At 63.3% G+C, this 24,901-nt stretch carries 26 protein-coding genes; 18 read left to right on the top strand and 8 right to left on the bottom strand.

Annotation, left to right across the window (positions count from 1 at the left end; genetic code table 11):
* Positions 1–13: 13 nt before the first annotated feature.
* From E5K02_RS22825 to E5K02_RS22800, 6 genes are all read right to left on the bottom strand, one after another.
* Entirely contained in the window at positions 14–646 is a 633-nt protein-coding gene (locus tag E5K02_RS22825) for a DUF305 domain-containing protein (protein WP_240737419.1), read from the bottom strand.
* Positions 647–898: 252 nt separating this feature from the next.
* Positions 899–1,447: a DUF6122 family protein gene (locus E5K02_RS25815; RefSeq protein WP_206026009.1), complete on the bottom strand. Its 549-nt coding sequence runs from the start codon at positions 1,445–1,447 to the stop codon at positions 899–901.
* A gap of 343 nt (positions 1,448–1,790) precedes the next feature.
* Positions 1,791–2,366 (bottom strand): DUF305 domain-containing protein, encoded by a 576-nt coding sequence (locus tag E5K02_RS22815; RefSeq protein WP_167856552.1) that lies wholly within the window; start codon positions 2,364–2,366, stop codon positions 1,791–1,793.
* A gap of 138 nt (positions 2,367–2,504) precedes the next feature.
* Positions 2,505–3,128, bottom strand: a complete 624-nt coding sequence (locus tag E5K02_RS22810; RefSeq protein ID WP_135398358.1) for a helix-turn-helix domain-containing protein — start codon at positions 3,126–3,128, stop codon at positions 2,505–2,507.
* Positions 3,129–3,137: 9 nt separating this feature from the next.
* A complete protein-coding gene (locus tag E5K02_RS22805; protein WP_135398356.1) occupies positions 3,138–3,515 on the bottom strand; it encodes a cupredoxin domain-containing protein in 378 nt (125 codons plus the stop codon).
* A gap of 3 nt (positions 3,516–3,518) precedes the next feature.
* Entirely contained in the window at positions 3,519–5,792 is a 2,274-nt protein-coding gene (locus E5K02_RS22800; protein WP_135398354.1) for a heavy metal translocating P-type ATPase, read from the bottom strand.
* A gap of 381 nt (positions 5,793–6,173) precedes the next feature.
* Here E5K02_RS22800 and E5K02_RS22795 point away from each other — a divergent pair, with 381 nt between their 5' ends.
* The 15 genes from E5K02_RS22795 to E5K02_RS22730 all read left to right on the top strand — a co-directional run bounded on the left by E5K02_RS22795 (position 6,174) and on the right by E5K02_RS22730 (position 18,927).
* Positions 6,174–6,656 (top strand): hypothetical protein, encoded by a 483-nt coding sequence (locus E5K02_RS22795; RefSeq protein ID WP_135398352.1) that lies wholly within the window; start codon positions 6,174–6,176, stop codon positions 6,654–6,656.
* Positions 6,657–6,789: 133 nt separating this feature from the next.
* Entirely contained in the window at positions 6,790–6,921 is a 132-nt protein-coding gene (locus E5K02_RS26100; RefSeq protein WP_262709882.1) for a hypothetical protein, read from the top strand.
* Positions 6,922–6,991: 70 nt separating this feature from the next.
* Positions 6,992–7,939: a heavy metal-binding domain-containing protein gene (locus E5K02_RS22790; RefSeq protein WP_135398350.1), complete on the top strand. Its 948-nt coding sequence runs from the start codon at positions 6,992–6,994 to the stop codon at positions 7,937–7,939.
* Between the two features lie 60 nt (positions 7,940–7,999).
* The gene (locus E5K02_RS22785; RefSeq protein ID WP_135398348.1) at positions 8,000–8,710 is read left to right on the top strand and encodes a DUF305 domain-containing protein; all 711 of its coding nucleotides are present in this window, start codon (positions 8,000–8,002) and stop codon (positions 8,708–8,710) included.
* A gap of 89 nt (positions 8,711–8,799) precedes the next feature.
* Entirely contained in the window at positions 8,800–9,357 is a 558-nt protein-coding gene (locus E5K02_RS22780; protein WP_135398346.1) for a heavy metal-binding domain-containing protein, read from the top strand.
* Between the two features lie 104 nt (positions 9,358–9,461).
* Complete coding sequence (locus E5K02_RS22775) at positions 9,462–10,709, top strand: TolC family protein (protein ID WP_135398344.1); 1,248 nt, start codon at positions 9,462–9,464, stop codon at positions 10,707–10,709.
* Between the two features lie 12 nt (positions 10,710–10,721).
* A complete protein-coding gene (locus E5K02_RS22770; protein WP_135398342.1) occupies positions 10,722–11,345 on the top strand; it encodes a hypothetical protein in 624 nt (207 codons plus the stop codon).
* A 12-nt stretch (positions 11,346–11,357) separates the two neighbouring features.
* A complete protein-coding gene (locus E5K02_RS22765) occupies positions 11,358–12,503 on the top strand; it encodes an efflux RND transporter periplasmic adaptor subunit (RefSeq protein ID WP_135398340.1) in 1,146 nt (381 codons plus the stop codon).
* Positions 12,504–12,537: 34 nt separating this feature from the next.
* Positions 12,538–13,050 (top strand): YybH family protein, encoded by a 513-nt coding sequence (locus E5K02_RS22760; RefSeq protein WP_135398338.1) that lies wholly within the window; start codon positions 12,538–12,540, stop codon positions 13,048–13,050.
* Positions 13,051–13,151: 101 nt separating this feature from the next.
* Positions 13,152–16,373, top strand: a complete 3,222-nt coding sequence (locus E5K02_RS22755) for an efflux RND transporter permease subunit (protein ID WP_135398336.1) — start codon at positions 13,152–13,154, stop codon at positions 16,371–16,373.
* A gap of 3 nt (positions 16,374–16,376) precedes the next feature.
* Entirely contained in the window at positions 16,377–16,688 is a 312-nt protein-coding gene (locus tag E5K02_RS22750) for a DUF6122 family protein (RefSeq protein ID WP_135398334.1), read from the top strand.
* 12 nt (positions 16,689–16,700) lie between these two features.
* Positions 16,701–17,330 carry a helix-turn-helix transcriptional regulator gene (locus E5K02_RS22745; protein ID WP_135398332.1) on the top strand — a complete coding sequence of 210 codons (630 nt, stop codon included), beginning with the start codon at positions 16,701–16,703 and terminating at the stop codon, positions 17,328–17,330.
* 86 nt (positions 17,331–17,416) lie between these two features.
* Complete coding sequence (locus E5K02_RS22740) at positions 17,417–17,752, top strand: four-helix bundle copper-binding protein (protein ID WP_135398330.1); 336 nt, start codon at positions 17,417–17,419, stop codon at positions 17,750–17,752.
* Between the two features lie 162 nt (positions 17,753–17,914).
* A complete protein-coding gene (locus E5K02_RS22735; RefSeq protein WP_206026008.1) occupies positions 17,915–18,559 on the top strand; it encodes a hypothetical protein in 645 nt (214 codons plus the stop codon).
* Between the two features lie 161 nt (positions 18,560–18,720).
* The gene (locus E5K02_RS22730; RefSeq protein ID WP_135398328.1) at positions 18,721–18,927 is read left to right on the top strand and encodes a heavy-metal-associated domain-containing protein; all 207 of its coding nucleotides are present in this window, start codon (positions 18,721–18,723) and stop codon (positions 18,925–18,927) included.
* Positions 18,928–19,363: 436 nt separating this feature from the next.
* On the opposite strand, the gene E5K02_RS22725 is transcribed toward E5K02_RS22730, so the two are convergent.
* Positions 19,364–20,188 carry a cation diffusion facilitator family transporter gene (locus E5K02_RS22725; protein ID WP_167856551.1) on the bottom strand — a complete coding sequence of 275 codons (825 nt, stop codon included), beginning with the start codon at positions 20,186–20,188 and terminating at the stop codon, positions 19,364–19,366.
* A gap of 438 nt (positions 20,189–20,626) precedes the next feature.
* Positions 20,627–22,798, bottom strand: a complete 2,172-nt coding sequence (feoB, locus tag E5K02_RS22720; RefSeq protein WP_135398324.1) for a ferrous iron transport protein B — start codon at positions 22,796–22,798, stop codon at positions 20,627–20,629.
* 134 nt (positions 22,799–22,932) lie between these two features.
* On the opposite strand from feoB, the gene E5K02_RS22715 reads away from it, so the two are divergent.
* The 3 genes from E5K02_RS22715 to E5K02_RS22705 all read left to right on the top strand — a co-directional run bounded on the left by E5K02_RS22715 (position 22,933) and on the right by E5K02_RS22705 (position 24,743).
* Positions 22,933–23,448 carry a cytochrome-c peroxidase gene (locus E5K02_RS22715; protein WP_167856550.1) on the top strand — a complete coding sequence of 172 codons (516 nt, stop codon included), beginning with the start codon at positions 22,933–22,935 and terminating at the stop codon, positions 23,446–23,448.
* Positions 23,449–23,855: 407 nt separating this feature from the next.
* Positions 23,856–24,347 (top strand): hypothetical protein, encoded by a 492-nt coding sequence (locus E5K02_RS22710; protein ID WP_135398320.1) that lies wholly within the window; start codon positions 23,856–23,858, stop codon positions 24,345–24,347.
* Positions 24,348–24,419: 72 nt separating this feature from the next.
* Positions 24,420–24,743: a DUF6660 family protein gene (locus E5K02_RS22705; protein ID WP_135398318.1), complete on the top strand. Its 324-nt coding sequence runs from the start codon at positions 24,420–24,422 to the stop codon at positions 24,741–24,743.
* Positions 24,744–24,901: the final 158 nt, after the last annotated feature.

Raw genomic sequence — 24,901 nt, 5'->3', positions numbered from 1 at the left:
AGCGAGGGACGCCCTAGTATTTCTTGTTGGCCAGCAGGTAGTCCTGCAGCATCTTGATTTCCATCTTCTGGTCGGTGATGATTTGTTGGGCCAGCGCCTTGGTGGCGTTCTCCCGGCCGAACTTCAGCAGGGCGTCCGAGTTTTCGACGGCGGCCTGGTGGTGGTCAATCATCAGCTGCGCAAAGTCGAAGTCCGGGTCGCCGGTGAGGGGGCGCAAATCCACGGCCTTCATCATCTGCATCATGTTCATCATTTGCAGGGCGTTGAACTCGGGCACGGCCGGAGCGTGGGCCGGGTGGCCGGCAAGGAAAGCGTTGAACTGGGCAATTTCGGCCTGCTGCTTGTCGATAATCGACTGGGCCATGGCTTTCATCTCGGCACTTTTACCGCTTTTCAGCTCTTCCTGGCTGTTTTTGATGGCTATCTGATGATGCATTATCATCATGGTGGAGTAGTCGTTGTCGGGGTCGCCGGTTTTGGGCATGGACTCCATCATGGCCATGCCCTCGTGCATGTTGCGCATGTACACGCTCTCGTCGTGGCCGATAAGCTCCAGGCCGTTGTCATCCTTGTCGCAGCTGGTGAAAGAAAGGGTAGCACCGAGCAGGCTCAGCGCGAGCAGGGGCATTCGAAATATCTTATTCATAGTAGGGGTCGTTAATGAAGAAACTACCCTTTAGAACGGCAAAGCCCGGGCGTGGATTTGCGACAATCCCACCCAGGCTTGCATAATTTCCGGGCTTTCACGTGCTGCTCCTACCAGAAAATGTCCAAGCTACCCGTAGGCCCTGTTGCGGGCTCCGTCGTTGATTACCGGCTTATAACAGCGTATCTCCCCTTGGAAACGACCAAGAATAACTATCGAGGTGCTTGCTCACTCCAACCTTCTACACCCCATCTACTCGACTACCTCATGGCCCAATAGCTTCTTCACCCAGTTGCGCAGGGCGTAAATGCGGGAGCTGAGGTAGCACTCGTTGCAGTGGCTGAAGTTCCACAGGCAGTCCACCGTATCGGTGAACAGGTGGAAAAGCAGGCCCACGGCGACCGGTTGCAATGCCGGCAGCAGCAGGAGCAGTGCATACACCGGGAAGGCGTAAAAGGAGTGTAGTGGATGATACCCCACGCTGCAGCGCAGCGGGTCGAAAATGGGTTTGGCCAGCAGGTGGTCCAGGTCCATGAGCATCGTGGCCAACATCATCAGGTAGGCGGCCTGCCACATCGCGGGGAAGAACACCAGCGCCAACACGGCCGGGAAAAGAAAGTGCAAGCTGTAATGCACCAGCGTCTGGGCGCTAAACAGCTTGGTTGGGAACTGCCGACGCAGCCCGCGCGGAACCGTTGGCCGGGTTGCGCTGCGCGCGGAATCCCCGATTGCTCCTTTTGCAAAGCTGCTGTCCGGCTGGCCCGCCGGGTTATTGCTCGGCTTGAACACGTGGTCCGGCATGCCCGCGGCCCGGGGCGGCACCGCTGTCGTTACCCGCCGCGGCGGGGTGACGGGGCGCTCCTGGGCGGGGACGGCCGTCGCCGTATCAGCGCTCGGTGCCAGCCGCGGGTGACGGTATCCGGCGGAAGGTGGGAACGTAGGGACAACCGCAGATGACCGGCAACCAGCTAGCACCAGGCCAAGGGCCAGGGATACGATAAGGCGGAAAACAGGCAGTGAGAGCATCGTGAACATTTCCATTAAATGAGCCGGTGGCGTGACCCACCGGGCTACCCACCGCTCTCTAAAAGCAAAAAAGGCAGCCCGGGAAGAGCTGCCTTTTTGGATAGGGCAAGGCCTATTCTTAACGGTTGCGCGTCAGCCAGTTTTGCAGCGTGGCAATCTCCTGGCGCTGGTCGGTGATGATGGCCTGCGCCATCTGACGCATTGTGGCGTTGCGGCCGTGCTGGAGCAGCGCCTCCGAGTTGTCGATGGCCGCCTGGTGGTGGTCTATCATCATCGCTGCGTAGTCCACGTCGGTGCGCATGGTCATGGCGCGGGCGTCGGTGGCGGCCATCATGCGGTCCATGTTGGTTTTCTGGATTTGGTTGAACTGCGGCACCAGCGGCTGCGTGGGCTGGTGCCCGCTCAGGAAGGTGTTGAATTGCGTGATTTCGGCGCGTTGCTTGGTGATGACGTCCTGGGCAATGGTCTTCATTTCCTGGTTGCTGCCCGCGCGGAGTTCTTCCTCGCTCATCTTGATGGCGGCATCGTGGTGCAGCACCATCTGAGCGGCGAAGTCGTGGTCGGGGTCCTGGGTCTTGGCCTGCGCGTCCATCTGGGTCATCATGTCCATCATGATTTTCATCAGCGGAGAGTCGTGCTTCATGTCGTCCATGTCGTGGTCCATTTTACAGGCCGAAAACAGGGAAACAAGCACAAGCAGGGATAAAATAGGCAAACGGAATAAGCGGTTCATGCTCACGGTCGGTGGGGTCTGATGGTGAGCATTATAAACGCCCAGCTCACCCGTCCGGTTTTTACACCGTTGGCCTTTTTGCTTGCATAATTTCGGAGGCTACAGCAGCGCGTCCAAGCTGCGCCGGGCGTGGCTGGCGGGCCCCAGCCGCTGAAACTCGGTAGGGGTCAAACCCGTCACCTGCCCGAACTGCCGCGAGAGGTGGGCCGGGGAGCTGTAACCCAGCTGCCCGGCCACCTGGGCAATGCTCAGCTCGCCGTAGCCGATGAGCTCCTTGGCCCGCTCCACCTTCTGGCGGATGATGAACTTCTCGATGGTCAGGCCTTCCTCGGAGGAAAACAGGTGCGACAGGTAATGGTAGTCGCGCCCCAGGTGCTGGACCAGGTAATCCGAGTAGGTGAGCAGGCGCGGGCCCGGCTCGGGATAGTGAATGAGCGTCACCAGTAGCGTCTTAATCTGCTCCACCAGTTGCGCCCGCGGGTCTTCGAGCAAGGCAAAGCCCGCGGCCTCCAGGCTGGTGCGCACGGGCTCCAGGTCCGGGTCCTGGCCGTCGGCGGTGGTCACATCGGCTTCGCCCAGCACCACGCGGTGCACCTGCAGGCCCAGGGCCGTCAGGTCTTCCGTCACCACCCGGATGCACTGGGGGCATACCATGTTCTTTATCAGCAGCCGGTGGGTGCCGGGGGCGGGCAGCGTAAAGCCGGAGCGGAGTTGGGAGTTCATGAGCGGCATCTATTTAACGACCAGGCTACCGCGCAGCATGCCCATGCCGCAGGTGAACGTAAAGGTACCCGCCTGCTGGGGCAGCAGCTCTACTAAGGTCGTTTTAAAGGCGGGCAGGTCGCGGCGGATGCTGAAGTCGGGCATCAGCAATTCCTCCGAGCAGGAGTTTTCCTCGTCCCGGTAGAAGCTCAGCTGCACGGGCTTGCCGCGCTCCACCTCAATTACGTCGGGCGAGTAGCCGCCCTTGACGGTGATGTCCACTTCCTGCACCCCGCTGGCGGTGGAAACGGCGCTGGCCGTCTGGCGGGCCGAGAAGAAGAAGTACCAGATGACAAAGGCCGATAGGCCCAGGCCCGTCAGCGTTACAATGATTTCGGGGGTATCCATAGCTTAGTTTTTAGCAGGGGAGAAGCTGCGCAGGCGCAGCGAATTGGTGAGCACCGACACCGAGCTCAGGGCCATGGCGCCCGCCGCGAGCATGGGCGAGAGCAGTAGTCCGAAGAAGGGGTAGAGCAGCCCGGCTGCGATGGGAATGCCCAGGGTGTTGTAGATAAAGGCGAAAAACAGGTTCTGCTTGATGGTGCGGATGGTCTGGCGCGACAACTCGATGGCCGTCACCACGCCCTGTAAATCCGAGCGCATGAGCGTGATGCCGGCCGCTTCCATGGCCACGTCGGTGCCGCCGCCCATGGCCAGGCCAATGTCGGCCTGGGCCAGGGCCGGGGCGTCGTTGATGCCGTCGCCCACCATGGCCACGATGCGGCCTTCGGCCTGCAGCTCCTTCACTTTGCCGGCCTTGTCGGCGGGCAGCACTTCGGCAAAGTAGCGCTTGATGCCCACCTGCCCGGCCACCTGCGCCGCCGTCTGGGGATTGTCGCCGGTCATCATCACCACTTCGATGCCCATGCCCTGCAGCCGTTTGATGGCCGCCGCCGACGTTTCGCGCACGGTGTCGGCCACGCCGATGATGCCCACGGCCTGCTGGTTAATGGCCACGTAGAGCACGGTCTTGGCCTGGCCCAGCAGCTCGTCGGCTTGCCGGCGCACCGCGGAGGAAAGCGAAATACCGGCCTCATCGAGCAGGCGGAAGTTGCCGATGAGCACCGCCTGCCCATTCACGGACGCCTGCGCCCCTTTGCCTTCGATGGCCTGGAAACCGGTGGCGGCAATGATAGGGGCCTGCTGGGTGTCAGCATAGCGCACCACGGCCTCGGCCAGCGGGTGCTCGCTCTGCCGTTCCACTGCGGCCACTACCTGCAGCAGCTGGGCGGCGTCCTGGCCCTCGGCCGGCACAAAGTCGGTCACGGCCGGTTCGCCGCGGGTGATGGTGCCGGTTTTGTCGAGCAGTACGGTGTTGACCTGGTGGGCTTTTTCCAAGGCCTCGGCGTTGCGGATGAGCACGCCGTGCTCGGCGCCCTTGCCAGTGCTGACCATGATGGCCGTGGGCGTGGCCAGCCCTAGGGCGCAGGGACAGGCGATGATGAGCACGGCCACAAAGTTGACCAGGGCCAAAGGCAGCCGTGCTTCCACCGGGGCCAAGTCAAACCAGAGCACAAACGTCAGGATGGCAATGACCACCACCGTGGGCACGAAAATGGCGCTGACCTTGTCGGCCAGGCGCTGAATGGGGGCGCGGCTGCCCTGAGCGTCCTCCACCAGCTTCACAATTTGGGACAGCATGGTATCAGCCCCTACTTTGGTCACGCGAAAGCGGAAGGAGCCGGTCTTGTTGAGCGTGGCCCCGAACACCGGGTCCCCGGTTTTCTTTTCCACCGGCAGGCTTTCACCCGTGAGCATGGCCTCATCCACGGCCGAATTGCCTTCTTCGATAACGCCGTCGGTGGCCACCTTTTCGCCCGGTCGTACCACGATGAGGTCGTTGAGCTGCACCTGCTCGATGGGCACGTCCACTTCCTGGCCGCCGGGGCTCACCACGCGGGCAGTTTTGGCCTGCAAGCCCATCAGGGCCTTGATGGCCGCCGAGGTTTGGGTTTTGGCGCGCAGCTCCAGCACCTTGCCCAGCAGAATCAGGGCAATGATGGTGGCCGTCGTATCGTAATACACTTCGGGCATGATGCCCCGGCGCATAAACCAGCCCGGCACTACCGTGGCCGCCAAGCTATAGAGGAAAGCCGCGCCGGTGCCCACGGCAATGAGCGTGTCCATGTTGGCGGCCCGGTGCTTGAAGCCGTTCCAGGCCGAGGTAAAGAATTCGCGCCCGCTGTACAGCAGCACGGGCAGGGTCAGCACCAGCAGGCCGTAGTTGAGCCACTGCATGTTCACGCGGGCCATCATGGCCGGCCAGAGCATGAGCATGCTCAGCGGCATAATGACGATGGCCAACACCGTGGCTACCCAGAAGCGGCGCTTGAGCTTGACGTAAGCCAGGGCCTTCTGCTGGTCGATTTCGGCTTGCCGGTCGGCAGCTGAAGTATCGGGGGCCCGCTCGGTGACGCCGTAGCCGGCGTTGACCACGGCTGCTTTGAGCGTGGCGGGCGTCGCCTGGGTGGGCAGGTAGTCAATCGTGGCCTTTTCGGTGGCGAAGTTGACCATGGCCCGCTGCACGCCGGGCGTGCGGGTCAAGGACTTCTCGACGAAGGACGCGCACGAGGCGCAGGTCATGCCTTCAATGTCGAGGGTTTCGGTCTTGGTTGTTGGTTCCATAGAAATAAGCAGCTATGATGCTGCATTGGGCCGGGAAACACACTGTTCCCCGGGCTAGAAAGCACCTTACAAAGGAACGGCGCTCCCATGGCGATGTTAGTACGGAATCTCACTTGAAACTTGCATAATTTGCACGCAGAGGGTTGATAATGGATTTACATAATCCGGCCGAAGGCTTGCATAATTTTGCGGTCGTTAACGGGGGGGGCGTTTCGCTTAACCGCCGCTTAAAACGCCCCGGTGGCCCTTTTTAGTCCTTTTTTCAAGGTTGAGCAGCAACCCGCATGGAAGGCCCGGAAACTCTTTATTTAGAAATGGGGTAAATAGGCGGTACCGCCTTTTCGTGGAGAAGTCTACTTTTGCGGTTGCTTAGCGCCTCTCATGTTCCGTAGCCTGTTCCCCTTCCGCCGTTTGCTGGCGACGAGCTTCCTGCTCGTCTTCGTCAACGTGTTCGTGGGCCAGTGCTACTGCGCGACCATCAACCCGGTGGCGGCGGCACCGATGGCCAAGGTTACCCCGCCGCAGAAGCCTTCGCATCCCGGCTGCCACGGTCACGGCAACGGCCCGGCCCAGCCGAAGTCCACGAAGGGCAAGCATGACCATGCCAAGCACAATTCCAAGCCCGCGGGCCAGGATGACTGCTGCAAAGACAACTCGGCCGCTATTCTTAAGTCGCTCGCCACGCCCGGCGAAAAGCAGCTGCTCGCGTCCGCGCCGGCCCTGCTGCCGGCCAGCAGCGACTTCTTTTTCCGGCCCGCTGCCGGACAGTGGGACCGCACGCATTCGGTCGTTCTGGTGCTCCGCGAGCACCTGCCCCCTAAAATACCCGACATCCGAATCTTTATTCAGTCCCTGACGGTCTGATTGATTTGACGCGCACTAGGCTCGCCCTGGCATAGCTCTGCTATGTCCGGGGCGGGCCTTTGCGTTGTCGTGTCCGCCCGGTGCCTAGCTGCGCCCCCCTCCCTCATCTTCCTGGTTTTACCCCCGCCCAACAATGAAGAGTTGTTGCGAAGAAGCCGGCGTACCCGCCCCCAAAGGCCCCGTTCGCCGCCTGCTTTCCTACCTGCTCTACGCCGCGGTGGCCGCCGTGCTGGGCTTCGCGCTCTGGCAGCAGTGGCAGGCCTAGCCGCCCCGGCAACCGCACGCTGGTCTACTGGATGCAGTCCCCTACGTTGTTCAACCCCCATTCCCCTTTTATGTACCGCATACCGCTTTCCCTGCTGGCCCTGGCCGGCCTGCTCACCACGGTTAGCTGCTCGTCCGAAACGGAGTCCAGCAGCGCCACCAACACCGTCACCACGCCCACCAACGGCCCGGCCGAAGGCACCGCCGAGCACGGCGGCGGGCACACCTACGCCTGCCCCATGCACCCCGAGGTCACCAGCACCAAGGAGGGCGACAAGTGCCCCAAGTGCGGCATGAACCTGGAGCATAACGACAAAGTAGCCAACGGCAAAACCTACGAGATGAAGCTGGTGCCTACGCCGACGGAAGTAACCGCCGGGCAGCCTACCACGCTGGCCTTCACGCCCCGCGAAACGGGCAATGAGTCGGCTCCGGTGCCCCTGGCCGTGGTGCACGAGAAGAAGATTCACCTCATCATCGTGAGTAAGGACCTGGGCCAGTTCTACCATGAGCACCCCGAATACACGGCCGCCGGCGACTACAAGGTGCAGTACACCTTCCCCAAGGGCGGCGACTACGTGCTGTTTCAGGACTACACGCCCACCGGCTCAGGCCACCAGTTGGGCCGCCAGCCCCTGACGGTGAAGGGCGCGGCCTACGCCCCGGTCAAGTTCAAGAACGACGACATGCAGTGGGAAAAGGACGGCTACCAGGCCACCCTTGCCTTCGACAAAGACCTGAAGGTGGGCCAACTGCTGGGCATGAAAATCACCATCAGCAAGGACGGGCAGCCGGTGACGGACCTGGCCAACTACCTCGGCGCCTTGGGCCACGTGGTGGTCATCAGCGAGGACACTGAGCAGTACCTGCACGTGCACCCCAACGACCAGGCCGACAAGGGCCCCAACATCGGCTTCAACACCAACTTCGAAAAGCCCGGCCTCTACCGCGTGTTCCTGCAATTCAACCACGCGGGCAAGATTCACACCGGCGACTTCACCATCAACGTGAAGGCTTAACGCGAAGGCGTAGCCCCGTCCCTGCTTCCCATTTCATTTTCCACTAACCCAACCAATCCCATGAAAAAGTCCGCTTTTTTCCTCGCCGCCCTCTGCTCGGGCTCCCTGCTGGTAGCCAGCTGCAGCAGCGACAAAGCCGCCGATTCGACGGCCACGACCACCGAGACCACCACCACGGAAGGCGCCTCCGGTGACATGGCCGGCATGGACCACTCCGCCGGGGCCGCGGCCGGCGAATCGCCCCTGATGGCCTCGATGAATGAGATGATGCAGAAGATGGAGGCCAGCAAGCCCAAGGGCAACACCGACCACGACTTTGCCCACCACATGCTGGAGCACCACAAGGGCGCCGTGGCCATGGCCGACATCGAGCTGCGCGACGGCAAGGACGCCACCATGCGCCAGATGGCCGAGAAAATCAAAGCCGACCAGCTCAAGGAAATCACCGAGCTCGAAGCCGTGGCCACCCGCCTGGACAGCGCCCCCACCAACTACCAGCCCAACGACCCGGCCGACCCCTTCACCAGCAAGATGAAGGCCTCGATGGACGGCATGATGCAAAACATGCCCAAGCCCGTGGCCAACCCGGACATGAACTTCAACATGCTCATGACGGTGCACCACCAGAGCGCCGTGGACATGGCCAAGGCCGAGCTGGCCCACGGCAAGGACACCAAGCTCAAGGAGATGGCCCAGATGATGATTACTGCCCAGGAGAAGGAAATCGCCGATTTCAAGTCCTGGCACGACAAGAACACCGACAAGATGTAATTCCCGGGAGGCAGGTGGCGCCGCCGGTTGGCGGGCGCCACCTGCTTCTATTCTCACCCCTTCCCACCATACCGGTTATCCCGTTTCCCATGAAGATTGTAAAGATTTCATTCGTTGCCGCCGCGCTTTTTGCCCTCGCTCCCCTGGCCTCCCAGGCCCAGCACGCCCACGGCGCGGACGCCGCGGACAAGCACATCGCCCCCGGCGAAACCCACGCCCATGCCTCGCCGCACGGCGGCATGGTGCGTTCGGCCAAGCCCTACCACATGGAGCTCGTGCAGCAGCCCACCGAGCTGCGCATCTACCTGCTGGGCGACAAGATGGCCGCCGTGCCGAACAAGACCCTGACGGGCTCGGTGATGGTGCAGACCACCGACAACAAGACGACGACCGTGCCGCTCACGGCCGGGGGCACCGACTACGTGGTGGCCAAGCTGCCCGCCGGCACCAAAGCCCGCACCGCCATCGTGAGCCTGAAAAACGGCAGCGAGGCCCTGAACGTGCGCTTTGACAAGCTGGACACTGCCGCCAAAGCCGGCAAGTCGGTGACAGCTGCCTACACCTGCCCCATGAACTGCGAGGGCAGTGCCAGCGACAAGCCCGGCAGCTGCCCCAAATGCGGCATGGCCCTGGTCAAAAAAGCCTAGGCGGAGCCTGTTTTTCGGGCGCAGTGCGTCCGGGCCTTTCTCCGTCTTGGGCCGTCTGCTGCTGCAACGGTGGGCGGCCCTATGACTGGTGTTAACCTGATTATATGAAGTATCTGAAAATGACAAATGGCGGGCGTTGGCTGCTGGTGCTCGGCCTGGTGCTGCTCGGCCTGCGCCCGGACGCGGTGCGCGCGCAAAAGGTCGTGAGCCTGGACAGCGCCGAAACCCAGACCCTGCGCCGGCACCCGCGGCTGCGGCAGTCCGACCGCGAAATCGAGGAGCAACGGGCCCTCAAGCGCGGCGCGTTTGCGCCGGCCAACCCGGACTTTCTGTTCTCGGCCCCCACGGGCGAGATGTGGGCGCCGGGCGTGGTGCAGACCATCGACCTGCCCAACGTCTACCGCCAGCAGTCTAAGGTGGCGCAGGCCGGCATTACCCTGGCCGAGCGCAACCGCGACGTGAGCCGGGCCAGCGTGCTGCGCGACACCCGCCTGGCATACCTAGCGCTGCAGTTCGCGGAAGCGCAGGTGCGGCAGCTTACCTACCAGGACAGCCTGTTCCGGGTGCTGCGTGTAGCCACCGAGCGCCTGTTCACGGCTGGCGAAGTCACCTCACTGCAGCGCATCAGCACCGACGCCGAAGCCCGGCAAGTGACCGTGCAGCTGCAGCAGGCCACCGCCGACCGGCAGGCCGCCCAACGCCGCCTGGGCCTATTGATGGGCCGGCCCAACGAGGCGCTGGCCACCAGCACCGACCTGGGCCGCACCGGCGCGGAGCTGGCCCAAACGGGCACGGCTTTACTCGCGGGCCTGCCGGCCGAGGACAGCAGCGCCCTGGTGCGCAGCCCCACGCTGGCCGCCGCCACCCAGAACGTGGCCCTGAGCCAGTCCGGCATCAGCCTGGTGCGGGCCCGGCGCACGCCCGCGTTGACGGTGGGCTATCAGAACCAGGCCTTTGAGAACTCGGCGCTGAAGTACCGCTTCCAGTTCGGCCTATCGGTGCCCATCTGGTTCTGGACCTACCGCTCCCAACTGCAGGCGGCCACCGCCCGCTCCCAGGCCGCCAGCTACCAACTGCAGGCCCAGCGCCTGGAGCTGAGCTCGCAGTATCAGCAGGCGCTGGCCGATACGCGCAAGTTCTCGGCCTCGCTGGGCTACTACGAGCAGACCGGGCTGCCCCAGTCGCGGGCTATTATCAGCCAGTCCCAGCGCCTGTTCCGGGCCGGGGAAGTCAGTTACCTGCAGCTCATTCTGAGTTTGAACCAGGCCTTTGCCATCCAGAACACCTACCTGACCACCATCCGCGACTACCGCCAGGCTTTGGTCGAGCTTAACTACCTGCGGGGCGAATAACCGTCAACCATCATGAAACAACTCCTGATTTTGCTGCTGGGCCTGCTGCTAGGCGGCACGGCCTACGCCCACGGGGGCGAGGACCACGGCGACGGGCCCAAAGCGGGCACCGCGGCCGGCGCGACGTCGTTTTCGGTGGCCGCGCTTTCGGAACAGTTCGAGGCGTTGCTGCGCTACGAGCCCCTGGAAGGAGGCAAGCCCGCCGACCTGCGTCTGTTCCTTTCCGACTACGCCAGCAACGCCCCCATCAAAGGCGCTAAGCTCACCCTCACCACCCCGGAAGACGCCACCCTGAAGTGGGCAGTGACCGAGCAGGAGCCGGGCGTGTACCTCGTGGAAGGTCAATTTCCCGCCAACAAGGCCTACAGCTTTGCCCTCAACATCGTGGCCGGCGAGACGGCTGATTTGCTGCTACTTGAAGGCATCAAGGTAGGGGAGAAGCTGCCCGTAGCGGCCGCGGCCCCTGCTGCGGCCACGTCGCTGTTCTCGTCCTGGAAAACCATTCTGGCCCTGTTAGGCGCCTTTGCACTCGGCATCGGCCTCACGGCCCTGCTCATGCGGCGCCGCCGTTCCGAGCCCGTGCTGCAAACCTCGGAGCAGGCGTTGACCGCCAGCCGCCGCACCCCCTTCCCTTAACGCTACCCCGATATGAAAACCAAGCATAAATTTCTGGCGGCCACGGCCGCTGCGGGACTGGTCCTGACGGTACTGCTCCCTCCCCCGGGCCTGGTGCAGGCCCACGGCGGCGAAGACCACGGCGGCGAGGCCAAGGCTATCACGGGCGTGGCGAGTACCGATGAGGTGCTGCTGCCCAAGGAAAGCCAGTTTCTATTTGAAGTGCGCACCAACCTGGCCGCCTTCTCGACAACCTACAGCCGGGCCACGCTCTACGGCACGGTATCGGCCGCGGCCGGGGGCGAAGGCCGCGTGGTGGTGCCCCAGACGGGGCGCATCGTCAGCCTCGCCGCGCAGGTGGGCAAGACCGTGCGCGCCGGGCAGACCCTGGCCGTCATCGAGCAAACCCTGGATGCTACGCAGCAGATTGGCCTCAGCACCGAACGGGCCAACGCCCAGGCCGAGCTGCGCGCCGCCCAGCAGGACTACGCCCGCCTGCAAAGCATCGCCGACATCGCCGCCCGCAAGGACGTGGTGGCCGCTGAGCTGCGCCTGCGCCAGGCCCGCCAGAACGCCGGCATCCAGAACGGGCAGGCCGGCCAGCGCCGCGTGGCCATCACCTCGCCGGTGAGCGGCACCGTGGACGTGTTCAACCTCGCCGTGGGCCAGCAGGTGAGCCAGGGCGACGAGCTGTTCCGCGTCATCAACCCCGGCAAGCTGCGCGTGGAGGCCCAGGTGTTTGCCCAGGACTTGGCCAAGGTGACGCCCGGCGCCCGGTTTCGGGTGGAAGGCCTGCAGGGCCAGGCCGGCGTACCCGCCAGTCTCGTGGTGTTCAGCAACGTGGTAAACCCCGTGAACCAGGCCCGCCAGCTGGTGCTGGAGCTTGACGCCCAGGAAGGCAGCGCCTACCGCGCTGGCCAGGCCGTGAACGTGCAGGTGGTGGGCCAGACCGGCGGCGGCACCCCGCAGCTGGTGGTGCCCACTTCGGCCATCACCGATTTGAATGGCAAGCCCGTGGTGTTCGTGCACACCGAGCCCGAGCGCTTTAAGATTCGCTACGTGCAGCCCGGCGCCGTGAACGGCCAGCAGACCGTGCTCGTGCAGGGTCAGGTCAACGAAAACGACCGGGTGGTAACCACTGGCACCTACCAGCTCAAATCCATTTACCTCAACCAATAAGTCCCGCTGCGCGGTGACAGCTTCCTCCCTCCCCATGAAAAACCTCTTTGCTTTCGCGGCGCTGACCGCCACGCTTTCTCTCACTGCCGCGACAGCGCGGGCCCAGACGGCCCCGGCCGCCAGCTCCGCCGCCGACGAGACTGCGGTGAAAGCGGTGCTGACCAAGTACCAGCAGGCCGTGCAAAAGCTCGACACCATGGGCACGGCCCGCCTGTTCACGGCCAACTCCCAGGTGTTCGAGTCGGGTGGGGTGGAAGGCACCTACCGGCACTACGCCGAGCATCACCTGGCTCCCGAGCTCAAGGAGTTCAGCGCCTTCACCTTCAGCGACTACAAAGCCGCCGTGCAAGTCGACGGTCCCTACGCTTTTGCGACGGAAACCTACACCTACACCATCAACCTCAAAAAAGGCCCTCAGGAAAAGGAAGCCAAGGCGCCCATTGTACGCCGCGGGGTGGCCACTTCGGTGCTGCGCAAGAACGCCGCCGGGCAGTGGCAAATCATGAGCACCCACTCGTCGGCCCGCACCCCCCGCGTCAAAAAATAAGCTATCCGGCGGGCCTGGGCTCCTGCCCGGGATGCTGCCGATTCCGGGAGGGGAGGGGCCACCCGGCCGCTCTCGCTTCTTCCTCTTTGCGCTAACCACCGATGCTAGACAAGATAATTCGCTTTGCCCTGCAAAACCGGCTGCTGATGCTGGCCTTTGCCGTGGGTCTCCTTATTGCCGGCTCCTACACCGCGAACCAGCTGCCCGTGGACGTGCTGCCCGACCTGGACCGCCCCCGCGTGACGGTGTTCCTGGAAGCGCCGGGCATGGCCCCCGAAGAAGTGGAAGCCCTGGTGACGCTGCCCGTGGAAACGGCCCTGAACGGGGCCACGGGCGTGTCGGCCGTGCGCTCCAACTCGGCCATCGGCCTGGGCATGGTGTTCGTGGAGTTCGACTACGGCACCGACATCTTCACCGCCCGCCAGATTGTGAGCGAGAAGCTGCAAACCACCGGCGAGCAGCTGCCCGAGGGCATCACGCCGGTGCTGGGGCCCATCTCCTCGGTCATGGGCCAGATTATGCTGGTGGGGCTGTCGGGCGGCAAGGAAACGAACGCTGCCGACCTGCGCACGCTGGCCAACTACACCGTACGCCAGCGCCTGCTCTCGATTCCGGGCGTGGCCCAGGTCATTCCCATCGGGGGCGACAACCTGCAGTACCAGGTGCTGCTCGACATGCCCCGGCTCAATGCCACCGGCCTCACGGTTAATCAGGTCGAAGAAGCCCTGCGCCAGTCCAACCTGAACACCACGGGTAACTTCTTCGACCGGCAGGGTTCGGAGGTGCTTATTCGCAACCTGGGGCGCCTGCGCTCGGTCACCGACATCGAGAACATCATCGTGGGCTACCGCGAGCAGTCGCCCATCCGCGTGGCCGACGTGGCCAAAGTGGAGTTCGGGGCCCGCTTCAAGCGCGGCGACGGCAGCGTGAACGGCCAGCCCGCCGTCATCCTCAGCATCGAGAAGCAGCCCGGCGCGGCTACCGTGGGGTTGACCGAAGCCGTGGAAAAAGCCCTCGTAGAGCTCAAGCCTTCCTTGCCGAAAGATGTGCAGGTAAACACCCGTCTGTTCAAGCAGTCCGAGTTTATTGAGTCCTCCATCAGCAACGTAGAGGAGGCGCTGCGCGACGGCGCCATCCTGGTCGTCATCGTGCTGTTTGCCTTCCTGCTGAACGTGCGCACCACGTTTATCTCGCTGGTGGCCATTCCCCTGTCCTTGCTGGTTACGGCGCTGGTGTTCCGCGCGGCTGGCATCAGCATCAACACCATGACGCTGGGCGGGCTGGCCATTGCCATTGGTGAGCTGGTGGACGACGCCATTGTAGACGTGGAAAACGTGTACCGACGCTTGCGCGAGAACAAGCAAAAGGCCAACCCGCAGCCGGTGCTGAAAGTCATCTATGCCGCTAGCTCGGAGGTGCGCAACTCCATCGTGTACGCCACCATCATCGTGGTGCTGGTGTTTTTGCCGCTGTTCGCGCTGGAGGGCATGGAGGGCCGCATTTTCGCGCCGCTGGGCATTGCCTACATCACCAGCATCGTGGCTTCGCTGTTCGTGTCGCTCACCGTCACGCCGGTGCTGTGCTACTATTTGCTGCCCAAGATGAAGCAGATGGACCACCCCGAAACCGACGGTGGGCTGGTGCGCTGGCTCAAGAAAAAGGACACCCGCCTGCTGGGCTGGGGCCTGCAGCACCCCAAAGCCATCCTTGGGGTGACCGGGGCGCTGTTCGTGGCAGCCATGGCGCTAATTCCGTTCTTCGGCACCGAGTTTCTGCCGCCCTTCAACGAAGGCTCGCTCACGGTCAATTTCTCCGCGCCCGCGGGCACCTCGCTCACCGAGTCCAACCGCCTGGGTAGCCTGGGGGAAGCACAGATGCTCAAAATTCCGGAAGTGGCCTTCACCGCCCGGCGCACGGGCCGGGCCGAGCTCGACGAGCACGCCGAGTCGGTGAACAACTCGGAAATCGAGGTGGCTTTCAAGACCGAAGCGGAGCTGGAGAAGGAAGGCAAAACCATGCGCAGCCGCGACGAAATCCTGGCTGACATGCGGGAAAAGCTGAGTTTGATAACGGGCGTTAACGTCAACATCGGCCAGCCCATTTCCCACCGTCTCGACCACCTCTTGTCAGGTGTGCGGGCCCAGGTAGCCATCAAGGTGTTTGGAAATGACCTATTGGAGTTGCGCCGCTATGCCAACGAGGTGCGCACGGCCGCCAGCACCGTGCCCGGCGTGGTCGACCTGCAGGTAGAAAAGCAGGTGCAGATTCCGCAGCTGCTCATCCGGCCCAAGGACGACGCCCTGCGCGCCTACGGCATGGCCCGGAGCGAAGTGGTGCGCGACCTGGAAACCCTGTTTCAGGGCGCGGTGGTCTCGCAGATGCTCGACGGGCAGAAGCGCTTCGACCTGGTGGTGAAGCTGCCCGAGCAGCAGCGCAACGACATTGCCGCCATCGGCCAGACCCGCATCGAAACGCCCAGCGGCGCCATGATACCAGTCAGCCAGGTGGCCGACATCGTCTACGAACCCGGCCCGAACACCGTCAATCACGAAAACACCCAGCGGCGCATCACTATTTCGCTGAACGTGGCCGAGCGCGACCTGGGCTCCACCGTCAAGGAGATTCAAGCCAAGGTAAATGCGCAAGTGAAGCTGCCCCCCGGCTACTACCTGACCTACGGCGGGCAGTTCGAGAGCCAACAGTCGGCCTCGCAGAAGATACTCTGGCTGAGCCTGTTTTCGCTGGCCGGTATCTTCCTGGTGCTGTTCTCGCACTTCAAATCCTCGCTTATGGTGGGCCAGATTATGCTCAACATCCCGCTGGCTCTTATCGGCTCGGTGGTGGCGGTGCTGCTCACGGGCGGCACGTTCAGCATCGCCTCGCTGGTTGGCTTTATCACGCTCACCGGCATTGCCTCGCGCAACGGCATCATGATGATTTCGCACTACATCCACCTCGTGGAGCACGAAGGCGAGAAGTTCGGGATTCCCATGATTATCCGCGGCTCGCTGGAGCGCTTGGTCCCCGTGCTGATGACGGCCCTGGTGGCCGCGCTGGCCCTGGTGCCGCTCACGCTGGCCAAGGACGCGCCGGGCAAGGAAATCCTCTACCCGGTGGCCACCGTCATTCTCGGTGGTTTGCTCTCCTCCACCTTCCTCGACATCATCGTCACGCCGGTCGTCTTCTGGCTGGTAGGGGAGAAGGCGCTGGCCCAATATTTTGCTTCCCACCAGGAAACGGGCCTGGACGACCATCCACAGGAGCTCGACGCGCAGCCCCTCACGCCGCCCTCGGATTTGAACCCGGTGCTGCCCACCCGCTAGGATATGCTGCACGCCTTTTTGCACATCACGGTGCCGGGGCTTTACGCCCTGGCCTTCTACCGCCCCCATTGGCGCCGGGTGTGGCTGGTGCTGGCCGCCGCCCTACTGCTGGACCTGGACCACCTGTGGGCCACGCCCTTCTACGACCCCAACCGGTGCAGCATCAACTTCCACACCTTTCACACCTACTGGGCAATCGGCGGCTACGTGCTTCTGCTCTGGCCGGAGCGGACCCGCATCTGGGCCGTGGGCTTTCTGCTGCACATGGTACTCGACTACACCGAGTGCTGGCAGCGTGGCATCTACCTGCCTTAACCTCCCTACTTGATGCCTAATCGCCCCGATTCTGCTGCGCCCACCACCGTGCTTTACATCAAGCACATGGTGTGCGCGCGCGGCATCCGGGTGGTGCGGCAAGAGCTGGAAGGGCTGGGCTTGCAGGTGCTCGACGTGCGCCTGGGGGCGGCCACAGTCGCCGGAGAGCCGGAAGACCTAGACTGGCCCCGCCTGCGGGCCACGCTGGAAGCGGCCCGGTTTGCGCTGCTCGAAACCTTTCACCAGACCCTGGTGGAACGAGTGAGCGTGGCGGTGAACCGTCTGCTGCGCGAACCCGGCGAAAGCCTGCGGCACCGGGCGTTCGGGGCGGCGGTGGCCCGGGAGCTGGACCTGACGTACGGGCAGCTAAGCGCGGCCTTTGCCCGCCTGGTGGGAGACAAGACGCTGGCGGCCTACATTCTAAGTCAGCGCCTGGCCTATGCCCAGGAGCTGCTGCTTACTTCTTCCCTGAGCGTGGGCCTCATTGCCCGGCGCCTGGGGTACGCCAGCCTGGCCCATTTCTCCGGCCAGTTCCGGCGCCTGGCCCGCTGTTCACCTTCTACGTATCGCCGCCTGCTGCGGGCCGAAATGACTTCGGTGGTGGGGAAGGAGACCCCAAATCATGCAAGGGAAGGAGCCTAATATGTAAAACCGTGGGCCACAGAGCAGGTATACTTAGGCAGTGACCCGGTTGGGTTGCTTTAGTTGTCCACTTACACCCCTTTCCCATGCATACCCAAAACCAAAGCCTGCTCGATGCCCTCAATGCCTGTATCGCCGCCTGCGAGCACTGCGCCACGGCCTGCCTGCAGGAAGACAACGTGAAGATGATGGCCCGCTGCGTGCTGTTGGACCGCGACTGCGCCGACATCTGCGCCCTCACGGCCCGCTTCACCGCCCGCGGCTCGGAGCACGCCGCCCACCTGCTGCGCGAGTGCGCTGAAATCTGCAAGGCCTGCGCCGACGAATGCGAGAAGCACGGTGCCCACTCCCAGCATTGCAAGGAGTGCGCCGAGGCCTGCCGCCGCTGCGAGCAGGCTTGCCGTCAGGGTATTGCCGCCTAGTTATTCCAGATACCGTGTAAAGCCAGCCCGTCGCGTACGGGCTGGCTTTTTCATGTGGCAACACCTGGTAATTATGCTGGTTCGCGGCCTAATTCTGTACGCCCGGCCTGGGCACCATCCCTACTTTTACGGGGTCGTTTTTCCGCCCCAACCGCCCCGTTGATGACCCTGACTCCCGCACTGCGCAAATTCATGCTCACCGCCCACATCACATTTTCAGTGGGCTGGCTCGGCGCCGTGGCCGTATTCCTGGCCCTGGCCATCACCGGTCTGACCAGTTCCGATGCGTTGCTGGTGCGCACGGCCTACTTGGCCATGGGCCTGAGTGGCTGGTTTGTTATTGTGCCCTCCAGCCTGGGCTCACTAGTCACCGGCGTAGTGCAGACGCTGGGCACGCCCTGGGGCTTATATAAGCACTACTGGGTGCTGGTCAAGCTGGTGCTCACGGTGGGCGCCACGCTGCTCTTGCTGCTACACATGCAGCCCATTACCTACCTGGCCGAAGTAGCCGCCAAGGCTGACCTGTCGGCGACCGACCTGCGCGGGCTGCGCCTGCAGCTGTTGGCCGATGCGGCAGCGGCACTGGTGGTCCTGCTGACGGCGACGGCTATTTCGGTGTACAAACCCTGGGGGCGCATTGGTAAGTGGCGGCTGCAGAAGCAGGCGCATGCCCAGGCCGTGGCCGCGGGACACGCAACTACTCTGCCTATGCTCTGGGGCCGCTATTTGCTTATCGCCGGACTGGTGCTACTATTGCTATTCGTCGTTGGTAAACACCTATTAGTCGGAGGCATGGGTCACCATTAAAGTCTGGCCTGCGCCGTTGTAGCGGGGGCAGTTAGTGGAATAGCGGCTACAAATCATGCAAGCCTGAAGCCTAATTATGTACCCCTTCCCGGGCACGTGCCGCTACTTTTGGATGTTTTAATCCCGAACCCGCCAACCAAGGGCGCCACACATTTACTACCATGAAAACGCTCCAATTCAACACCAACATCAACTGCGGCGGCTGCATTAAAGCCGTAACGCCCACCCTCAACGGCGAGAAGGGCATCACTTCCTGGCAAGTCGACACGGCCAACCCCAATAAGGTGCTCACCGTGACCGGCGACGTGACCGAGGAGCAGGTGCTGGCGCTGGTAGAAGACGCCGGCTTCAAGGCCATTAAGGCCTAACTTGTCTTTTAAGTGCTAACCACGACGTACGGACCGTGGCTTTCCAGACTATGCCGCGGCCGTACCGGCGGGCTCACCTAACCACCCAAACCAATGAAACGCAAAATGATGATGTTCGGCGCTACGGCGCTGCTCTCCGGTGGGGCTCTGTTTGGCTTCACCAGCCCTACGCCCACCGCAGTTGACTGTCCACTAAAGGGCACCCCCAATTGCCCGCTGGTACAAAACTGCGCCCAAACTGGCACCCCAGCCTGCGCAGCTGGTGCTCCTAGCTGCTGCGTTACCAAGTAAGCTGCCAATTTTTTGATGTGAACGCCCGGCCCTGCTGCCGGGCGTTTGGCTGGGAGCTGCTCCTGGCGGCCGGACCTGCACCGGTCGGCAGAAATAAAAGAATCACAGCCGCCAGTTTATTGCTGTTGCTGATGCGCCGGCCCGGTTAATACCCCCCGCCGGGGGAGTCCGGGCTGTACGTTTCGTGTTCGAGCTGCACCGTGCTCTGGCTGATGTTGAACTCCTGCCGCAGGGCCTCCTGCAGGTATTCCTTAAAGGCGCTATCGTCCCCGCGGGCCCGGACCAGGTGCACGCTCAGGGCGGTGTCAAGCGGGTTGATGGCCCAGATACGCAGCTTGTTAACCTCGCGCACGCCGGGTTGTCCCAGCAAAAAGGCGCGCACCTCCTCGGTATTCACGTCCAAGGCCCTCGGGCGCAGCAGCCGGCCCGGGCTGAGCAGGCCCCAGCCGCCGAAGGCAATAACGCCCAGCAGCCCCACGGCCAGGAAGGCGTCCACCCGCTGCCAGCCCGCGAAGTAAAGCAGGGCTCCGCCCAGCATTACCCCCAAAGAAACCAGGGCATCGGTGAACAGGTACTGGTAGCCGCGGCGCCCGTTCCCCCGGGGCTGCTGCCCCCGCACCAGCAGGGTGGCAGTTGCGGTGTGGAGAAGTAGGCCAGCGCCGGCCAGCAGCCCGACCAGCAGGCCGTTCACCGGCTGAGGGTGGCGCAGGTGGTCAACGGTGGCGGGCAGCAGAAAGCCCAGCAGGGCGCACAGCCCGAGCGCCGTGTAGAGGGAAACCTGAAAAGGGAGGCGGTTAAAGCCGTACGGATAGCGCCCCCGGCCCGGGCGCAGGACCGGGCGGCCGCACCACCAGGCTAAGCCCAGCCCGGCCCCGCTGCCGAGGTTGCGGCCGGCGTCGGCGAGGAGCGCCGCCGAATTTACCCAGGCGCCCGCGCCCGCTTCGGCTAAGACCAGGAAAACGTGGAGCATAAGGCCGAAGCTAAAAACCCAATTCCGACGGCCATCCGTTATTAAACCGTGCTGGTTAACCCGCAGCCGGTTATCCGGGCCACGGTGCTCGGAACCGAGGGCATCATCGTAAGAGGGTAGGTGGGCCATAGAAGTAGTCAAAGTAAACAAAGCCGCGACCGGTAAGCTCGCCCAGGAGCTGTCTCGCAAACGGCCGCATCGGGACCGGGCCGGATTGTACCTTAGTTAATGGACGCCTTGATGCGCCACTGGTGGCGTTTTGGGAGCTGGCTGAACAAGCGGGGGCGTCGCACGAGTACGCCGCCAACCTACTGCCCACACTGGAAAGGCCAGCAGTGGAAGCACGGGCGGCGCACCTCTTCGTTTCACTGGATGCTGACCACGTGGACCTGCTCTTGTAGCTGCGCCTTCCCCTTCTCAACCAGGCGGTGCATCCGCTTAGCGCAACAGGTGATACACCGCATAGGCCGCCGCGTAGGCCAGCCCGGTCATGTAGAGCAGCTGCAGCAGCGGCCACTTAAGGCCCTTGGTTTCGCGGTACACCACGGCCAGCGTGCTCATGCACTGCATGGCAAAGGCGTAGAAGACGAGCAGCGAAAACGAGCGGGCCGCGGTAAACACAGGCTCGCCGTTCACGTCCTTCTCGGCGGCCAGCTTCTGCTGCACCGTGCGCATGTCCGCGTCCTGCCCCACGCTGTAGATGGTGGACATGGTGCCCACGAACACTTCCCGGGCCGCAAACGAGGTGAGCAGGGCAATGCCGATTTTCCAGTCGTAGCCCAGCGGCCGGATGGCCGGCTCCAGCGTGCGTCCGAACACGCCGGCGTAGGATTCCTGCAGCTTGGCCGACGCCACCCGCGTTTCCGTCTCGGCCGGCGCCCACTGCTGCTGCGCGGCCTGGGCCCGCACCCGGGTTTCGGCCCGCTGCTGGGCCTGGCCGGGGCCGTAGGAGGCCAACACCCACAAAATGATGGACACGGCCACGATGACTTTGCCCGCCTGAAAGAGAAAGGTCTTCACCTTCTCCACGATGGTGATGCCCACGTTCTTCCAGCGCGGCCACTTGTAGACCGGAAACTCCATGATGAAGTAACTCCGCTCCTTGGTCTTAAGCAGCACTTTCATGAGCAGGGCCGACAGCAGGGCCGCCCCGAGTCCGAGCAGGTACATGCCCATCAGGGCCAGGCCCTGCAGGTTAAAGAAGCCCAGCACCTTCTGGTCGGGCACCACCAGGGCAATGAGCACGGTGTAGACCGGAATCCGGGCCGAGCAGCTCATCAGCGGCGTGACGAAGATGGTGATGATGCGGTCCTTCCAGTTTTCGATGGTGCGCGCGCTCATGATGGCCGGCACGGCGCAGGCCACGCCCGAAATCAGCGGCACCACGCTCTTGCCGTTGAGCCCGAACTTGCGCATGATTTTGTCCATCATGAACGTGACCCGGGCCATGTAGCCGGTTTCCTCCAGCACGGCAATAAAGGCAAAGAGCAGGGCAATCTGGGGCACGAACATGAGCACCCCGCCCAGGCCCGCTAGGATGCCCTCCGTGACTAGGTTCACCAGCGGCCCGTCGAAGCGGTCCTGAATCAGCCCGCTCAGGCCGGCAATGCCGCGGTCAATCAAATCCATCGGGTACTGGGCCCAGGCGAAGATGGCCTGGAAGAGCAGCAGCAGCACGGCGAAGAAAATCCCGTAGCCCCACACCTTGTGGGTGAGCACTTTGTCGAGCTTATTGCTGTAGGACTCGTTCTGCTCCGTGCGCGTCACGCTCACGCAGTCGAGCATGATGGCGTTGATGCGGGCGTAGCGGGCAATGGTTTCCTGGGCCTGCCGGGCCGTGGGCTGAAAGTCGTAGCGGGCCGTCAGCTCCTGCAGGAAAGCCCGGTCCTCGGCCGGGAGAAACTTGATGTGCGCGCCCTGGTGGGCGTAGTGCAGGGCCAGGTAGTCGTTGTGCAGGTCGAAGCGGGCGCGAATCTGCGCCACTAGGGGGGCCAGGTCGGCCTCGGGCGTGTAGAACCGGCTCCGGGGCGCGGCCAGCTCCTGGGCCATGACAATCTTGAGGGCCGCCACGCCCACGCCCTTGCGCGCGTTCATCGGGATAACGGGCACGCCCAGCGCGCGCTCCAGCGCCGGCACGTCGAGGTGCACGCCGTGCTGGGCGGCCACGTCCATCATGTTCAGGGCCAGGATGACGGGCAAACCCAGGTCGACCACCTGGGTGAAGAGCAGCAGGTTGCGGCGCAGGTTGCTCGCGTCCACGGTCACCACCACGAAGTCCGGGTACTGGGCCGACGTGCGGTCGTAGAGCAGGTCGGTGATGACCTTCTCGTCCAGGCTCTTGGGGTAGAGCGAGTAGGTGCCGGGCAGGTCGATGATTTCGGCCCGGTGCTGGGGCGTAAGCCAGCTCACGCCGGTTTTGCGGTCCACCGTGACGCCGGGGAAGTTGCCCACTTTTTGGTTGAGGCCCGTGAGCTGGTTGAACAGCGAGGATTTGCCCGAGTTGGGGTTGCCGATGAGCGCCAGCCGGGAGAAATCCGGCAGCCCGGGGCCCGGCTGGTCCACCAAAGGCAGCGGGGCGGCGGCCGTGGAAGCGGCAGTAAATACGGACATGAACCAGAGTCTTATTTGTACTGTTTCTAAACAAAGATATCCGAACTGCGTTTCATCCGCCGAAAAAAGATTGCTGCGCTTAGCAGACCCTTCATAGGTCACCCAGTAGTTAGCTTACACTGCGGTTATATGGGATGTCCTATGCTTTGGAAAACTATCCGCCGAAGCAGCGGTGCCCCCAAGCCAGTCTTGGCCACCAACTAGAATTTAAGTTGTTGTACACGCCACCAGACAAGCGCACGCTGATTTCGAGCAACTCCCGTTCCGACCGGGCGCTGCGCAACGAAAAACGGTCCTCCCTGACCGAGTCCGCCGGCCAGCAACTTTTTATGACCCATCCCCTCCCGGAAACCCGGTTGCAGGGCGGCAACTGCCACGGCGGGCCGAACACCTCCAGGGACATGCTCCGCAACAACGGCCTGGACTCGTTTCTCCGGGACGTGGGGCGGAAGGCGGTGACCCGGCACGCGCAGGACCGGGCCGTGTTCCGCGCACCAAGCTTGCGCGACATCGCCCTTATGGGCTCCTACATGCACGACGGGCGGTTCAAGCCCTTGGACGAGGTGCTGAACCACTACAGCGAGCATGTCCAACCCAGCGCCATGTTCAGCCCCTGCTCCTGCAGGTTTCCAACCCGCCCGGTGGCATAACGCTCCTGCTCACGGCCTGGGAAAAGAAAGCCATCCTGGCGTTCCTCTACCCCTTGACCCACACCACGTTCACCAACGACCCGCAGTTTTCGCCCCCCCTCGCCCTACCCGTCGCCCCTCGAGAACGACAATAAGGGCCCGCGCGGTGGGCGGCTGGATTTTGCTCCGGGTTCCGCCGCCCTGCCCAGTGAGAGCGCGGGCTTCGCTGAGGGCGGCTAAAGTCAGGTTCGTGAGCAGGGGCGGGAATGCCAGGGGTACAGAAAGTTGTTTCCGGTAACGAAGCCCCCCGGCCAGATGTTTTCCCGTGCCGGTCGTGGCCAGAACCACTCCGGTGAAGCTGCACCTGCCGGTTCGCGAAAACCTTATCGGGCTACGCCCGTGCTTATCGTTACCATCCGTCTTGATTCATGCCTTTTCCTACTCCCTTTCTGCTGGTTCTAGCGCTGGCCTTGCCGGCGCTAGCGGCGCCCCTGCTGCTGGGCACCCCGGTCGCGCAAGAACCAAGCCGGCTATGCTCGGTGGAAGCCGACGTGCAACAAACCCTGCTCGCATACCGCCACGCCCGGCAGGTCGGCGACTCCGTGGCCGCCCTCACAGCATTTACGCCCTCGGCCTGGACCGTAGACCAAGCCGAAAAGCCCGTGCACTCGCGCTTTGTGCGGCTGGCCGGCTGCCGGGGCTGGTGCCGTCCCGGCCCGCTACTGCAGGACTATCAAGTCAGCGTGTTGAGCGATTCGACCCGTGCGCTCGCGGTGGAAACTTATTGCCTGTCCGCGCCCGTTTCTGGGACAGCACGACGTCACCAGCGGCGCTGCTACACGGCGGTTTCGGTGCTTACCTGCCGACAGGGTCAGTGGCTGATTGCCTCGCATACCTTGTCCGGGCAACTGCCCAATTAACCGCTGCTTACTTGCCGGGTGTATCCTTATTGGCGCGCATTCCGTAGGTTTGCACCATCCCGTCTAGCTTGTATGCGTTTCTTTTCCGTGTTTTTTGCGTTCTACCTGGCCGTTCTGGCGTGTCTGCCCTGTGCGGATACGGAACTGGTGCGGGCCAGCGCCACGGAAACGTACGTGACGGCCACGGAGCACGATTCGTCGTCGCACTCGCTTCTGGACTGGTGTTCGCCCTTGTGCCAGTGCCACTGCTGCTCCGGCCCCTCCCTGCCCCCGGCTACCGTTCTGGCCTGGACGGCGAAAACCCCCACCTTTGTTCCGCCGGGGCGCTTTGCCCGGCTGGCGCCCCCCGCCGCGCGCCAGATGGCTGGCAGCATCTGGCAGCCCCCTCAAGCCTAGTTTCCTACTCATTCCGGTTTCGTTGCGAAACCGGGCACGCTGCTGTGCCCGGTTTCCGTTGCGTAGGCGCACGTTTTCGTGCCCCGCCAAAGCCCGCCGTCGTCGAGCCCCCGGGGCTCCGGCCGCCTTTTTCAGGATTTCTAGCCTTACCCCTCAGC

The sequence above is a fragment of the Hymenobacter metallicola genome, from assembly GCF_004745645.1.
Taxonomy (GTDB): Bacteria; Bacteroidota; Bacteroidia; order Cytophagales; family Hymenobacteraceae; genus Hymenobacter; species Hymenobacter metallicola.
This window is presented reverse-complemented; position numbering and strand designations above follow the sequence as displayed.

Coding starts and splice junctions, on each gene's coding strand:
- E5K02_RS22825 (WP_240737419.1), bottom strand. CDS start 646: ATGAATAAGATATTTCGAATGCCCCTGCTCGCGCTGAGCCTGCTCGGT.
- E5K02_RS25815 (WP_206026009.1), bottom strand. CDS start 1,447: ATGCCGGACCACGTGTTCAAGCCGAGCAATAACCCGGCGGGCCAGCCG.
- E5K02_RS22810 (WP_135398358.1), bottom strand. CDS start 3,128: ATGAACTCCCAACTCCGCTCCGGCTTTACGCTGCCCGCCCCCGGCACC.
- E5K02_RS22805 (WP_135398356.1), bottom strand. CDS start 3,515: ATGGATACCCCCGAAATCATTGTAACGCTGACGGGCCTGGGCCTATCG.
- E5K02_RS22800 (WP_135398354.1), bottom strand. CDS start 5,792: ATGGAACCAACAACCAAGACCGAAACCCTCGACATTGAAGGCATGACC.
- E5K02_RS22795 (WP_135398352.1), top strand. CDS start 6,174: ATGTTCCGTAGCCTGTTCCCCTTCCGCCGTTTGCTGGCGACGAGCTTC.
- E5K02_RS26100 (WP_262709882.1), top strand. CDS start 6,790: ATGAAGAGTTGTTGCGAAGAAGCCGGCGTACCCGCCCCCAAAGGCCCC.
- E5K02_RS22790 (WP_135398350.1), top strand. CDS start 6,992: ATGTACCGCATACCGCTTTCCCTGCTGGCCCTGGCCGGCCTGCTCACC.
- E5K02_RS22785 (WP_135398348.1), top strand. CDS start 8,000: ATGAAAAAGTCCGCTTTTTTCCTCGCCGCCCTCTGCTCGGGCTCCCTG.
- E5K02_RS22780 (WP_135398346.1), top strand. CDS start 8,800: ATGAAGATTGTAAAGATTTCATTCGTTGCCGCCGCGCTTTTTGCCCTC.
- E5K02_RS22775 (WP_135398344.1), top strand. CDS start 9,462: ATGAAGTATCTGAAAATGACAAATGGCGGGCGTTGGCTGCTGGTGCTC.
- E5K02_RS22770 (WP_135398342.1), top strand. CDS start 10,722: ATGAAACAACTCCTGATTTTGCTGCTGGGCCTGCTGCTAGGCGGCACG.
- E5K02_RS22765 (WP_135398340.1), top strand. CDS start 11,358: ATGAAAACCAAGCATAAATTTCTGGCGGCCACGGCCGCTGCGGGACTG.
- E5K02_RS22760 (WP_135398338.1), top strand. CDS start 12,538: ATGAAAAACCTCTTTGCTTTCGCGGCGCTGACCGCCACGCTTTCTCTC.
- E5K02_RS22755 (WP_135398336.1), top strand. CDS start 13,152: ATGCTAGACAAGATAATTCGCTTTGCCCTGCAAAACCGGCTGCTGATG.
- E5K02_RS22750 (WP_135398334.1), top strand. CDS start 16,377: ATGCTGCACGCCTTTTTGCACATCACGGTGCCGGGGCTTTACGCCCTG.
- E5K02_RS22745 (WP_135398332.1), top strand. CDS start 16,701: ATGCCTAATCGCCCCGATTCTGCTGCGCCCACCACCGTGCTTTACATC.
- E5K02_RS22740 (WP_135398330.1), top strand. CDS start 17,417: ATGCATACCCAAAACCAAAGCCTGCTCGATGCCCTCAATGCCTGTATC.
- E5K02_RS22735 (WP_206026008.1), top strand. CDS start 17,915: ATGACCCTGACTCCCGCACTGCGCAAATTCATGCTCACCGCCCACATC.
- E5K02_RS22730 (WP_135398328.1), top strand. CDS start 18,721: ATGAAAACGCTCCAATTCAACACCAACATCAACTGCGGCGGCTGCATT.
- E5K02_RS22725 (WP_167856551.1), bottom strand. CDS start 20,188: ATGCTCCACGTTTTCCTGGTCTTAGCCGAAGCGGGCGCGGGCGCCTGG.
- feoB (WP_135398324.1), bottom strand. CDS start 22,798: ATGTCCGTATTTACTGCCGCTTCCACGGCCGCCGCCCCGCTGCCTTTG.
- E5K02_RS22715 (WP_167856550.1), top strand. CDS start 22,933: ATGTCCTATGCTTTGGAAAACTATCCGCCGAAGCAGCGGTGCCCCCAA.
- E5K02_RS22710 (WP_135398320.1), top strand. CDS start 23,856: ATGCCTTTTCCTACTCCCTTTCTGCTGGTTCTAGCGCTGGCCTTGCCG.
- E5K02_RS22705 (WP_135398318.1), top strand. CDS start 24,420: ATGCGTTTCTTTTCCGTGTTTTTTGCGTTCTACCTGGCCGTTCTGGCG.